At 70.5% G+C, this 13,217-nt stretch carries 10 protein-coding genes; 2 read left to right on the forward strand and 8 right to left on the reverse strand.

Annotated features, from left to right (window positions below; all coding sequences use genetic code 11):
* Positions 1-121: 121 nt before the first annotated feature.
* The 7 genes from ABZ444_RS04790 to ABZ444_RS04820 form a co-directional block, all read right to left on the reverse strand.
* Positions 122-2,170, reverse strand: a complete 2,049-nt coding sequence (locus ABZ444_RS04790; RefSeq protein ID WP_357992695.1) for a hypothetical protein — start codon at positions 2,168-2,170, stop codon at positions 122-124.
* Between the two features lie 8 nt (positions 2,171-2,178).
* On the reverse strand, positions 2,179-2,415 hold the full coding sequence (locus ABZ444_RS04795; protein WP_357964611.1) for a hypothetical protein: 237 nt from the start codon (positions 2,413-2,415) through the stop codon (positions 2,179-2,181).
* A gap of 646 nt (positions 2,416-3,061) precedes the next feature.
* The gene (locus tag ABZ444_RS04800; RefSeq protein WP_357992698.1) at positions 3,062-5,287 is read right to left on the reverse strand and encodes a glycoside hydrolase family 3 C-terminal domain-containing protein; all 2,226 of its coding nucleotides are present in this window, start codon (positions 5,285-5,287) and stop codon (positions 3,062-3,064) included.
* An 11-nt stretch (positions 5,288-5,298) separates the two neighbouring features.
* On the reverse strand, positions 5,299-5,904 hold the full coding sequence (locus tag ABZ444_RS04805) for a TetR/AcrR family transcriptional regulator (RefSeq protein WP_357992701.1): 606 nt from the start codon (positions 5,902-5,904) through the stop codon (positions 5,299-5,301).
* A gap of 135 nt (positions 5,905-6,039) precedes the next feature.
* On the reverse strand, positions 6,040-7,158 hold the full coding sequence (locus ABZ444_RS04810) for a magnesium and cobalt transport protein CorA (RefSeq protein ID WP_357964607.1): 1,119 nt from the start codon (positions 7,156-7,158) through the stop codon (positions 6,040-6,042).
* Between the two features lie 27 nt (positions 7,159-7,185).
* Positions 7,186-7,656, reverse strand: a complete 471-nt coding sequence (locus ABZ444_RS04815) for a nuclear transport factor 2 family protein (protein ID WP_357992704.1) — start codon at positions 7,654-7,656, stop codon at positions 7,186-7,188.
* Positions 7,657-7,660: 4 nt separating this feature from the next.
* Complete coding sequence (locus ABZ444_RS04820) at positions 7,661-8,548, reverse strand: amidohydrolase family protein (RefSeq protein ID WP_357992707.1); 888 nt, start codon at positions 8,546-8,548, stop codon at positions 7,661-7,663.
* Positions 8,549-8,582: 34 nt separating this feature from the next.
* Between ABZ444_RS04820 and ABZ444_RS04825 the strand changes: the two genes are divergently transcribed.
* Positions 8,583-9,287, forward strand: a complete 705-nt coding sequence (locus ABZ444_RS04825; protein WP_357992710.1) for a M50 family metallopeptidase — start codon at positions 8,583-8,585, stop codon at positions 9,285-9,287.
* Between the two features lie 46 nt (positions 9,288-9,333).
* Positions 9,334-10,899: a protein kinase gene (locus tag ABZ444_RS04830; RefSeq protein ID WP_357992712.1), complete on the forward strand. Its 1,566-nt coding sequence runs from the start codon at positions 9,334-9,336 to the stop codon at positions 10,897-10,899.
* On the opposite strand, the gene ABZ444_RS04835 is transcribed toward ABZ444_RS04830, so the two are convergent.
* Positions 10,888-13,023, reverse strand: a complete 2,136-nt coding sequence (locus tag ABZ444_RS04835; protein WP_357992715.1) for a thiamine pyrophosphate-dependent enzyme — start codon at positions 13,021-13,023, stop codon at positions 10,888-10,890. The two genes, ABZ444_RS04830 and ABZ444_RS04835, sit on opposite strands and share 12 nt — an antisense overlap.
* Positions 13,024-13,217 lie beyond the last annotated feature (194 nt).

Raw genomic sequence — 13,217 nt, forward strand, 5'->3', positions numbered from 1 at the left:
TCGCGCGGGCTGGCCGTGACGTTCCCCAGTGGCCGAGTGTCCGAAGCCGTATCGGACGATGAGGAGCATGCCGCCGTGAGTGACAGGAGCGTGGCAACGTATACAAGCGACAGTTTCCTTCTCATGAGTCATGCCCGCCGTAATGCTTTTCCGCCGCCTTGAAACTGAGTGCGATAGCGTCATCGGGCTGGCCGAAGACGCGGGCGGTTACGGGCAGTGACAGCCACTCGTCGTAGGCGGAACGTTGTTCGGCATTCATCTCACCCCAAGGTTTGATGGACCTGTCTGCAATGAAATGCCCTGGCGCGCCAGGCGAGAAATCCTCGTAGTAGTACGGGTGAGTCTGTTCGGAAGCTCTTCCGAACAAGCCATGGCGCATCATTACGGATGCCGTCAGATCGGTGAACATGTGCTTGGCCGCGCCCAGTGCAGTGTCGGCGTCCTGGCGGGACTGCTCCTCATAACTCGGTGAAGCCTTGTCGAAGATCACTCCCTTTGCTGTGTCGGCCATGAGTCCGATGAACTTCCCTGATGGCATCGGGATCAGCCCGACGACCTGTTCGGTCAACCTCTTGAAAGAGCTCAGGCGGACGTCGTCCGCTTTCGCCTTTGCGATTGAGGAAATGTTGGCGGCATCAGTGATCAACCAGGTCGTCATGCCGAGATTGCCCACCGCTGCGGCGAACTCCGCTCCTCCGCTACGCATCATGCGCTCCTCCAGCATGTCCTGGCGCATGTTGTCTCGCTGCTGCTGTGTTGCCTCCGGGTGTGCCTCTTGCCATGCAATGAAGGCGCGTTCGGCCTCTGTGGCGACCTTGGCTGCGAGTTCGTTCAGCATCCTGGCGGCGTACAGGCCATGCGCGGAGGCGACGACCCGAAATGTTTTTTCGTCCTCGAAGGCCCATGTCATGGCCTTTTGGATTTCATCCGCGTCGAACCTCGAACCATAGGGTTTCCAGCCGTGCAGTTCCTTGGCCGGGTCAAGACCGCTTACGACGCCTGGTACCTCCTTGCTGAAGATTTGCGTGGAGCGGTGGACGTCGCCGATGTACTGGCTGAGGAGGGTGGCGAGGTGGGGGCGGGTGGAGGGGAGGTTGGTCTGGACCTTGGGGTCGCTCCAGAAGCGGACCGCCCATGAGGCGATCAGGGCGGACTTGTAGCCGCGTGATCCGCCCGGTGGCAGGTCGTGGTCGCGGAACTCCGTGGTGGCGGCCTGGATGGCCCAGCCGAGGTCGGCGTCGGCGTCGCCGAGCCAGGGGTGGGTGCGCATCAGGTAGGCGAGGGGTTTGCGGGCGGGGTCGGTGAAGAAGTCCTGGGCCACGGCGGGGTGGTGGGCCAGGGCGATCAGGGCGGTGCCCATGGGGCTGAGGTCGCCGGGGGAGACGTCTCTCGGGCCGGGGAGCGTCCAGGGGTCTCGGGGGAGGGACAGGTCGGGGGGATGGGCCAGGTCCTGGTCGTGCAGCTTGCGGACCAGGGTGAGCAGGAAGGTGTGGTCGAAGTCGCCGTCCTGGAGGAGTCTCTTCACGGCGAACGCGTTCTGGGGGTGGTCGATGTCCTCGATCAGACGGTCGGCGTAGTCGGCGGCCAGGCGCATCCGGCCGACGCCGTGGGAGGCGGTGCCGAGCAGGGTGCTGAGCATGGTGAGGAACCTGTCCTGGGTGGCCGTGTCGTAGAGGAGAGGACGGTCGCCGGGCGGAAGGTCGCAGGAGTATGCGCGGGCGATGAGTGATTTGAGTTCACGCGGCGGCATCAGGGTGAGAAAGGCCACGGCGAAGAACGGGTCGTTCTTGTGGCGTTCGAGTTCGGCGACGGATTCGGCGTCGAGTGAATGGGATGCGATTTGCGTACGGAGTCGCGCGGCCAGTGCGGTGGCCGCGGCCGCGCCTTCGGAGGGGGATTTCGACAGCCATGGGGATTCGTCGGCCCAGAGGACGCCGCTCTCGCCGGGGCGCCGGTCGGGGGTGGCGAGGATGAGGTCGAGACGGCCCTGCAGTGTGGGGATCTGGTCGTTCAGCCGGCGGCCGATGGTCGACAGCTGGGCCGGCCCCCACAGGGATACGCCGAGGGTGGTAAGGGCTCGTTCGACTTGGAGGCCGATGTCGGGAAGTGTGCTGCTTGCTCGTTTCATGCCGTTGATGAGCTGGGTCATCAGGGCGGGGTCGATGCCCACGGGAGGGGTCATGAGGCGGGCTCGGACGGGTGCAGCGTGTCGAGCAGCCTCAGTGCCCGGGTGAAGAGGTCCTTGAAGCCGTGGTCCCAGGTGCGCAGGTCGGCGGCGAGGTTGTCGCCGGCGGGGCCCTTGAGCGCGCCGCCGTCCACCAGGCGGATCAGTGCGGTGAGGTCGTTGGCGTGTTCGTCGCGCAGCCGTTCGATGTGACGCCGGGCGGCGGTTATTTCGTGCTGCGTCGCCATCATCACCCGATTTCGTTGCGCTTGGGGGGAGGGGGAAGGGTGGTCGATGGCATATTAGCCCGCCGCGTCGACGCCGGTGAAACGGAAAAGGAGCCCTCGCGTAATTCGGCTCTGAGCTGATGAATTGGGCGAAGGATTTGTGATGGCAAATGCTCCGAAACGGGTTATTTCGTTGTATTTGTGGGATAGGGCGGAGCGGGGAGCGTTGGGGCGGGTGTCAGGTGAGGGGGTGCAAGCGCTGGAGGCGAGGCCGAGTGCGGGGTGAGGTGCCGGGCCCGGGTGGCGCAGGCTGGGCTGAGTGCGGGTGCGGGTGCGGTGTCGGGCTCGGGTGGCGCAGGCTGGGCTGAGTGCGGGTGCGGGTGCGGTGTTGGGCTCGGGCGCCCCAGGCTGGGCTGAGTGCGGGTGGCGGGGCCGGGCGCCCCAGGCTGGGCTGGGGCGGGTGGGGTGGCGGGTGAGGGAGCGAGTGGGAGGCTGGTGAGGCAGGCGTTCTTCGAGAGTGAGGCGCCGCCCGCCCACCCCCACGAAGCCCGCGGGTATGGGCAGCGCGCAGTGCTGCCGGTGGAGCAGGAGAGATGGGGGAGCTGGGGAGCGCGTCCTCTTGGGTGAACGGCCGCTCATAGGTGTTCGCCCAAGAGGACGGACGGACGACCTAACGATCATCCCCCGGAAGCACGCTCTGAACGGCCGCGACGAGGTCGGCGACGACTTCGGCCGTCAGCCCGATCCCGAACGTCCGGAACTTGATCAACGGGATGCCGAGCGCCAGCCCCACCAAAGGCGAATCCGTCCGGTCGAGGTCGGGCAGCCCCGGGGCCTGCCTGAGCCGTTCCTTCAGCACCCGGCCGCCCACCGGGTGCGCCAGCCACTCGCCCAGCGTGGACATCTCGCTCAGCTCACCCACATATCCGTCACCGGGCGTGCTCAGCCCGGCGCGCAGGCGGATGTCCCGTGACGACGCGCCCACCTCGACGGTGAACGGGCCGGGGTCGATCCGCCAGCCGCCGCCCGTCACCGACCACCGCGCCAGGTCGCGCGGCCCGAGGGTGAGCCGTACGCGCTCGCTCGCCCCGGGGGCCAGGCCGACCTTGGCGAAGGCGCGCAGCCCGTGGCGGGGCCGCGAGGGCTGCTCGGCCTCGAAGGCGACGTAGAGCTGGGCCACCTCCTGGCCGTGGCGGTCGCCGGTGTTGGTGACGGTGAAGGCGACGTCCCAGGTGTGGGGGCCGGTCTCGCGCACGTCCAGATTGGAGTACTCGAACCGGGTGTAGGTCAGCCCGTGACCGAAGGGGTAGGCGACCTCGGTGCCCAGCGTGTCGTGGTGCCGGTAGCCGACGTAGCGGCCCTCGCCGTACACGACGTGGCCGTCGGAGCCGGGGAAGTGCAGGTGGGACGGTACGTCGGCGAGGCGCAGCGGGATCGTCTCGGTGAGCCGTCCGGACGGGCTGTGCGTGCCGAGCAGCAGGTCGGCCAGCGCCGCGCCGCCCGCCTGGCCGAGCAGCCAGCCCTCCAGGACGGCCGAGGCGAGGTGCCGCCACCCGGCCACCGACACGACCCCGCCGTTGGACAGCACGACGACCACCCGCGGGCACACCTCGGCCACCCGCCGCAGCAGCTCCACCTGGACGCCGGGCAGGTCGATCGAGGTGCGGTCGAAGCCCTCGGACTCGGCGGACTCGGGCAGGCCGAGGAACACCACCGCCACCTCGGCCGCCGCCGCGCTCTCCACCGCCTCCCGCTCCAGATCGGCGTCGGCCTCGCCGTCGAGCCGGTAGCCGGCGGCGAACGTCAGCCCCTCCACGGCCCGGCCGAGCGCGTCGAGCGCGCTGTCCAGGCGGGTGGGCACCACGTGCGAGCTGCCGTGCCCCTGGTAGCGCGGGGTGCGGGCGAGCTCGCCCAGCACGGCCACGCGCAGGCCGGGGGCGAGCGGCAGCACGCCGTCGTTCTTCAGCAGCACGGCGGAGGCGCGGGCGGCCTCGCGGGCCAGCTCGTGGTGCTCGTCGACGTCCCAGCCGTCGTGCCGCTCGCGGCCGGCGACGCGTTCGGCGAGCCTGGCGACGCGGCCCGCCGCCAGGTCGAGCACGGGCTCGGGCAGGCGGCCCGAACGCACCGCGTCCTCGATCAGGCCGTCGGTGCCGGTGGGCGGCATCTCCAGGTCCAGGCCCGCTTCGAGGGCCGCCACCCGGTCGTTGACCGCGCCCCAGTCCGACATCACCAGGCCGTCGAAGCCCCACTCCTCGCGCAGCAGGCCGGTCAGCAGCCGGCGGTGCTGGGAGGCGTACACGCCGTTGACGCGGTTGTAGGAGCACATGATCGCGTACGGGCGGGCCTCGCGGACGATGTGCTCGAAGGCGGGCAGGTAGATCTCGCGCAGGGTGCGCTCGTCGACGTCCGCGCTGATGCGCATGCGGTCGGTCTCCTGGTTGTTGACCGCGAAGTGCTTGACGCACGCCCCGACGCCGCGCGACTGGACGCCGGTGACCAGCGCCGCCCCCATCACCCCGGTCAGGTACGGATCCTCGGAGAAGTACTCGAAGTTGCGCCCGCACAGCGGCGACCGCTTGATGTTCACCCCCGGGCCGAGCACGACGTCCACGCCCAGCGCGGCGGCCTCCTTGGCCAGCGCCGCGCCGACCCGGCGGGCCAGTGCCGGGTCCCACGAGGAGCCGAGGGCCACGGCCGGCGGGAAGCACGTGGCGGGCTCGCTGCGGGTCAGCCCGAGCGCGTCGCCGCCGTCCGCGCGCTGGCGGCGGATGCCGTGCGGCCCGTCGGACAGCGTGAGCGCGGGCACCGCGTCGCGGACCGCCGTGGTGTGCCAGGTGTCGCTCCCGGACGTGAGCGACGCCTTCTCTGCCGTGGTGAGGTCGGGGGGAAGAGCCATGGAAAACCTCGTTATCTGGGATGCAGTCCTAGTTGCTTGAGGAAGGTGATGACGGCGGCATGCATGTCCACCTGGTCCGGGTCGAGCAGCCATTGCGTCTGCAGGCCGTCGATGAGCGCGATGAGCTGCTGGGCGACGGCGTCGGGGTCGTGGTCGAGCGGCGGCGTGGCGCGTTCGAACAGGGCGCCTAGCAGCCACGCGGCCTGCCGGCGCAGCCTGCGGTAGCGCTTGACGAAGTAGTCGTGGGCGGGATGGCCGGGATCGGCAGCCTCGCCGGAGATCTTCACGTACAGCCCGACCAGGCCGGGCGTGCTCATGTTCCTGGCGACCTGGGCGATCGCGCGGTCGAGCAGTTCCTCGGGCGACAGGCCGTCGGCGGGGCCGTGCATCAGCTCGCCGTCGACCTCGTCGCGGCGGCTGAGCACCTGGATGAGCAGGCTCTCCTTGCCGGGGAAGTGGTGCAGCAGCCCGGCGTGGGTCAGGCCCGCGTGCGCGGCGATGTCGCGCAGCGACACCGCGTGGAAACCCGAGCGGGAGAACAGCTCTGTGGCGGAGTCGAGGATGCGGGCGCGCGTGCGCTCGCCCTTGCGCCCTCGGTGTGGCATCGGTTCGGTCACCGACCGGCCCTTTCTGGGGGTCTGGGGGCACGCGGGCTGCGGATGCGTGCCGCGGTACGGCGAGATCGGCCCTCCACCGGCTCGCCCAAGAACCTACCACGTGGTTAGTTTTGTGGCGTACGCCCCCCGCGGACCCTAGAGCCAGTCGCGGCGCTTGAAGACCATGTAGAGCACCATGCACACCGCCGCCATCAGCAGGATCGCGAACGGGTAGCCGAACACCCAGTGGGTCTCGGGCATGAAGTCGAAGTTCATCCCGTAGATGGTGCCGACCAGCGTCGGGGCGAACAGGATGGCCGCCCACGCGGAGATCTTCTTGACCTCCTCGCCCTGCTGGATGCTGGCCTCGGTCATGCGGGCCATCTCCGCGTTCTGGGCCTGGGTCACCAGCGTGGAGTTGACCACCAGGATGTTCTGCAACATCTGACGGAAGGCCGAGATGCGCTCGGTCACCGTGATCGCGTGGTCGGCGACGTCGCGCAGGTAGCTCTGCAGCTCGTCGTTGACGCCGTACTTGGCGGCGCCGGCGATGAAGCCGTGGATCATGCCCACCAGCGGCGCGGTGGCCCGTTGGAACTCGATCACCTCGCCGGACAGCTCGTAGACGCGCCGCGACACCGAGGGGTCGCCGCTGAAGACCTCGACCTCGATCTCCTCGATGTCCTTCTGCAACCCGGCCACCACCGGCGCGTAGCCGTCGACCACGGCGTCGAGGATCGCGTACAGGACGGCCTGCGGGCCCTGGCGCAGCAGGTCGGGGTCGGACTCCATCCGCTTGCGCACCCCCTGCAGGTCGGGGGCCTCGGCATGGCGCACGGTGATCACGAAGTTGGGGCCGACGAAGACGTGCAGCTCGCCGAAGGCCACCTCCTCCACGTCGTCGAGGTAGCGGGCGGCGCGCAGCACCACGAACAGCGTGTCGCCGTAGCGGTCGGCCTTGGCCCGCTGGGAGCCGACGATCGCGTCCTCCAGCGCCAGCTCGTGCAGCTCGAACTCCTCGGCGAGCTTGACCAGCTCCCACTCCTTCGGACGGTAGAGGCCGATCCAGGCCATGCTGTCCGGCATCTGCTTGAGTCGTTCGAAGGCGTCGGCGAGCGAGCCGGGGTTGTCGACCCGCTCGCCGTTCTGGTAGACGGCGTTGTCGATGACGGTGGGCCGGTAGGGGTGCTCCTCGCTGGCGCGCGGGTCCATCGAGTGCTCCGGCGCCTCCTCGCGGTTGTCACCGCTGCGCCTGAACCCCTTCACCCTGGCCATGCACCCTCCGATCCGGTTGTGTGAGGACTACTGCGACAGGCTGTCGAGCTCCTGGGTCGCCCGGTCCCTGATGGTCTTGCGCCACATCGGCGTCCAGCCGAACAGCAGCCCCTGCGGCCTGCCGAGAGCCATTCTGGACCAGCGCCTGAAGTCGAACTCGTCGTGGTGGCGGACGATGAGGTCGTCCTCGAACCTGAACAACGCGTCGATCTCGTTGACGACCGTGCGGCCGGTGGAGGAGAAGGTGTAATTGGCCGTCCAGTGGGCCGAGCCGCTGAACTCGTCGGCCTGGACGTCGCGGTAGGCGCATCTCAGCCCGTCGCGCACGCCGAGCTGCAACCGCCACATCGCCATCACCCGGTCGCGGCCCTCGACCTCCTGGAAGATGGGGTCGCCGAAACTGATCTCGGGGTGGTAGCAGCGCTCCATGGCCGCGAAGTCCGCGCGGCCCAGAGCGTCGTAGAAGGCGCTGATGAGCGCCACGTGCCGATCGTTCACCTTGCTATCGAATCATGGCCGCACCGTTGTCCCAGCACACCGCCCGCAGCCACTGCTCGCCGAGATCCAGGCGGGCGAGTGCGTCGAGCTGGTGCGCGTAGGGGTACGGGATCGTCGGGAAATCGCTGCCGAGCACCACCTTCCCCGAAAGCCCGAGATCACGCAGAACCGGGCGCAATCGGGTGGGAAACGGCATGCCACGCTCGGAGAAGTCGGTGAAGGCCATGGTGGTGTCCAGGGCGACCCGCTCATGGCGGACGGCCAGCTCGAAGAACGGCTCGTACTCGGGCATGCCCAGATGCGCGATGACCGCCCGCAGCCGTGGATGGGCGGCCAGCACCGCGCCGATCGGCCCCGGCCCCACGTGGCCGCCGGGCACGGGCACCGAGCTGGCGTGCACGACCACGGGCACGCCCGACTCCGCCAGCAGCCCCCAGACCTCGGTCAGCTCGGGCGCGGCCGGGTCGAAGCCGCCGACCTGGAGGTGCACCTTGAAGATCTGGACGCCGTCCGCCAGCGCCGCGCGCACATAATCGGCGACGCCGGGCTCGGGGTAGAACGTCGCCGACGGCAGGCAGTCGGGGTTGCGGCGGGCGAAGTCGAGCGTCCAGGCGTTGAGGTCGCGCGCCATGTCCGGCCGGTGCGCGTACGCCAGGGCAGGGAAGCGCCGTACGCCCATCTCGCGCAGTCCGGTCAGCCGCTCCTCGACCGGCCGTTCGTACTCGATCTTCCAGCCGGCGCCCATCAGCGGGCCGCCGTGGTTGAAGTGATGCCAGACCCGGCGTTCCATTCGTTCGGGCAGGAAGTGCACATGCAGGTCGATCAGACCCGGCAGCCCGAGCTCGCGCCACCACGCCGGAACGTCCGCGTCAGAATGTAGTTCTGCGGCCACAGCCGGGACTTTACCCGGCTAGTGTTTCTCCTCGATGGACATGCTCTGGACCCACCTGATCAAGGTTCAGCCTGACCCCGATCCCTGGGTCGTGCTGGTCTCGGCGCTGGCCGCGCTCGCGGTCGTCGCGTTCCGCACACCCTGGCAGGTGTCCAGGGGCCTGATCACGATCGCCCACGAGGGCGGCCACGCGGTCATGGCGCTGCTCACCCGGCGCAAGCTCGAAGGCATCCGGCTCCACTCCGACACCTCCGGCGTCACGCTGACCAGGGGCCGCCCCAACGGCCCCGGCATGGTGCTGACCGCGCTCGCCGGTTACCTGGCCCCCTCGCTGCTGGGGCTGGCCGCCGCCTGGCTGACCGAGCAGGGCCGCATCACGCTGCTGATCTGGAGCGTGCTGCTCTTCCTGGTGTGCATGCTGCTGCTGATCCGCAACCTCTACGGCGCGCTGATCCTGCTGGTCACCGGCGGCGCGGTGTTCGCCCTGTCCATGTACGCCCCCGCCGAGGTCCAGCAGATCGTGGCCCTGGTCGCGACGTGGTTCCTGCTGTTCGGCGGCGTCCGGCCGATCGTCGAGCTGCAGCGCAAGCGGCGCAGGCGGCAGGCCAGAGACTCCGACGCCGACCAGCTCGCCCGGCTGACGTTCCTGCCCGGCGGCTTCTACGTCTTCTTCTTCCTGGTCGTGGCCGCCGTGTCGGTGGTGTTCGGCGCGTACCTGATGAACCCGTTGGCCCCCTGAAAGCCGAAATTTCACATTAAACTCACCGGCAACAGGGGGGAGTGCCGTGTTGCCAGCCGAGGACGCGCCCGGCTACCGGGTACTCGATCAGGCGGGCCAGGGCGGTTTCGCCGTCGTCTACCGCGCCTACCAGGAGCGCCTCGACCGGGTCGTGGCGCTGAAGGTCCTGTCGGTCGACCGGGTCGACCAGCGCACCATGCGCCGCTTCCAGCGCGAGCTCCGGCTCACCGGCCGCCTGACCGGCCATCCCAACGTCGTGACCGTCTTCGACACCGGCGTGACGCGCTCGGGCAAGCCGTACATCGCGATGGACTTCTTCGAGAACGGCTCGCTGCGCGACAAGATCCGCAAGGAGGGGCCGCTCGCGGTGCCCGACGTGCTGCGCGCGGGCGTCAAGCTGGCCGGCGCGCTGGCCGCCGTGCACGAGGCCGGGGTGCTGCACGGCGACATCAAGCCGCAGAACATCCTCATCTCCCGCTACGGCGAGCCCGCCATCGCCGACTTCGGCGTGGCCAGGGTGGTGGACTCCGCGGAGATCTCGGCCACCTCCCAGGCGTTCACCCCGCTGCACGCCGCCCCGGAGGTGCTCACCGGGCAGCCGCACTCGGCCTCCGGCGACATCTACTCCCTGGGCTCGACGCTCTACCACTTGCTGGCCGGGCAGCCCGCCTTCCACAACCCGGCCGACCCGTCGATCGCGCCGCTGATGTACCGGGTGCTGAGCCTCGACCCGCCGCCGATCAACCGGCCGGACGTGCCACCGGTGGTGTTCGGGACGATCCTGCACGCGATGTCCAAGCAGCCCGAGCGGCGGCCCGGCTCGGCCAGGGAGCTGGCGCGGCGGTTGCAGGAGGTGCAGGCCGAGCTGGGGTTGTCGGTGACCGACCTGGTGGGCCAGGATCCGGGGCCGGGGCCGGCGACGTCCACCGTCCCGCGCCGCCCGCAGGCACCGCCGCATCCGGGCGACTCCTCTCTGCCCGCCACCGGAAGCCGGCTCGCCCCCGCACCCGTCCCGCCACCGCCCGGCCCTGCGGGGGACATGGGCGGGGCACGGCGGGAGGCTCCCACGACGGGGGACGTGGGCGGCGCTCGGCGGGAGGCGCCGACGACGCCGCCCGCCGGGGCCGGGAGCCTCGGGAGGCGCCTGCTGATCGGTGGCGCGGTCGCGGCCGTGGCGATCGCCGGCACGGGCCTGGCCGTCTACCTGTCGCTGCGGCCGCCCGCCGGTCCGGGCCCCGCCGACCGGCACCCCGAAGCGACTTCCGCGGCGACCGCCGCCACCACGCCGCCGCCGATCAGCAAGCGGGACGTCGCCGCGCTCGCCCCCCGCGGGCTCAAGGTCACCGCCGACCGCGGCGCCCTGGTGGAGCTGAGCTGGGCGCTCCCGGCCGACGCCCGCCGCTACCCGGTCGTCCTGCAACGTTCGCGGGCGGGTGGGGGCGACGTGACCGTCGTCGCCCTCGGGCCGGGCGCCACCAGCGGCCGCGTCGCCGGGCTCGACCCGGACACCGGCTACTGCTTCCTGGTGGGCGTGCCACTGCGCATCTCGGCGGCCACCACGGTCGCCTGGTCGAAGCCGGCCTGCGTCAGAGGGGCGCGCTCAGCCCAGTAGCTTGCGCGCCGCCTGCTCGATCTCCTCCTCCGACAGCAGCACGTGGTTGGCCGCGTCGCCCAGCGGGATGAAGCTGTCGGCCGAGGTCACCCGGGCCACCTGCCCCGTGAACCCGGCGTCGATCAGCTCGGTCGTCACCCCCTCGGACACGCCCCCGGAGTGGCGGGTCTCGTCGGCGATCAGCACCTTGCCGGTCAGCTCGGCCGCCCGCAGCAGGTCGTCCACCGGCAGCGGGGCCAGCCAGCGCAGGTCGAGGACGCGGCAGCCGTAGCCCTCCTGGGTGAGCCGGACCGCGGCGCGCAGGCTCATCCGCAGCCCGTTGCCGAACGTCACGATCGTCAGGTCACGGCCCTCGCCGTACGAGCGGGCCCGGCCGATGGGCACGTGCGTCTCGCGCCAGCGCCCCGGCGCCGTGTACGGCGCCAGCCAGCCGCCGTCACCCTCCTCGAACAGGTCACGCGTGTGGTAGAGCGCGATCGGCTCCAGGAACACGCAGACAGACCCGGCCGTACGGGCGGCGGCCAGGCAGGTGCGCAGCATGGCGGCGGCGTCGTCGGGACGCGCGGGCGAGGCGAGGACCAGGCCCGGGATGTCGCGCAGCGCGGCCACCGCGTTGTCGTTGTGGAAGTGGCCGCCGAAGCCCTTCTGGTAGGCGTAGCCCGCGACGCGGACGACCATGCCGTTGGTGTAGGCGCCGCGTGAGAAGAACGACAGGGTGGCGCCCTCGCCGCGGATCTGGTCGAGCGCGTTGTGCAGGTAGGCCAGGTATTGGATCTCCGGCACCGGGAGCTGGTTGGACACGGCCGAGCCGAGCGCGAGGCCGAGGATGGCCTGCTCGTCGAGGAGCGTGTCGAACACCCGCGAGCCGCCGAACCGCTTCTGCAGCCCCCGGGTGACGCCGTAGACGCCGCCCTTCCTGGCGACGTCCTCGCCGAAGACCGTCATCTCGGGGTAGACCACCAGCGCGTCGGCGAGCGTGCGGTTGATGGTCTGCGACAACGTCAGCGGCTTCTCCAGCTCGGGCAGCGAGCCGGCGAACGCCTTCTCCCTGAGCGGGCCCTCGGCGGAGGTCGGGCTGATGTTGGCGATCAGGTCGGGACGGCGCGGCGCGATCGGCTCCATGACCTCCGCGGCCGAGCCGAGCCGCGGGGCGCGGGTGGTCTCCAGGGCGATGCGCAGGATGTGCTCGCGCGCCGACTCGTACGTCTTGAGCAGCTCCTCCGGCGTCTCCAGACCGGCCTCCACCAGCAGCCGCGCGGTGCGGACGAGCGGGTCGCGCTCCATGTCGGCCCGCAGCTCCCGCTGGGTGCGGTAGGCCGACTCGACGTCGGACCCGGCGTGCCCCATCAGCCGCACGGCGGACAGGTGCAGGAACGCGGGGGAGCGGTTGGCGCGGACGTGCTGGACGGCGAGCGTGGCGGCGTCGTAGGCGTCGGCCAGGTCGCAGCCGTCGGCGGCGAAGTAGGCGATGCCCGGCCGCCGCGCCGCCGCCTCCACCCAGCCCTTGGGGGTGCGGACGCTGATGCCGATGCCGTTGTCCTCGCACACGAACAGGATGGGCAGCGGCTGCCCCTGGAAGGTGGCGTAGGAGGCGGTGTTGAGCCCGGTCAGGGCGCTGGCGTGGTTGATCGAGGCGTCGCCGAAGCTGCACACGGCGATGGCGTCGGGCGGCCAGGCCGACCGGTCACCGAGCGCGGCGGCCCGTTCGATGGCGAAGGCCACGCCCACGGCGCGCGGCAGGTGGCTGGCGATCGTCGAGGTCTGCGGGATGACGGCCAGGTGGGGGTGGCCGAACACCTTGTGCCGGCCGCCCGCGATCGGCTCGTCGGCCGCCGCGGTGAGGCCCATCAGCACGTCGCGAAGGCCCTGCTCGGGCAGCCGGCCGGCCTGCTCGGACCTGGTCAGGTAGAAGGCGCCGGACCGGTAGTGGAGCAGCGCCGGGTCGCTCGCCCTGGCCGCGGCGGCGACCGCCGCGTTGCCCTCGTGGCCGGCCGACCCGATCGTGTAGAAGCCTTCGTCCTGCTCGCGGAGCCAGCGGGCGGCGATGTCGAGCAGGCGGCTGTCGAGCTGGCGCTGGAACAGGGTCCGGCATCGGTCGCCGGTGAGCGACGTGCCCTCGCGCACCGGGCCGCCGGGATCTCGGGCGGGGCCTGACTTCAGCGCCTCAACGGATTGGATGAAATGTGTCTCAACAGTGTCGCGCGCCACACCCTGATTATGTCCGTCATCGCCGCCGCCGTCTGCCGGAGTGCATGACAGATTGTGGCCCGGTCCGTTTGACCCAGATCCATGGCCTTTTGCAGAGGTCTACGACGCTT

Source organism: Nonomuraea sp. NPDC005730 (assembly GCF_040630865.1).
GTDB lineage: Bacteria > Actinomycetota > Actinomycetes > Streptosporangiales > Streptosporangiaceae > Nonomuraea.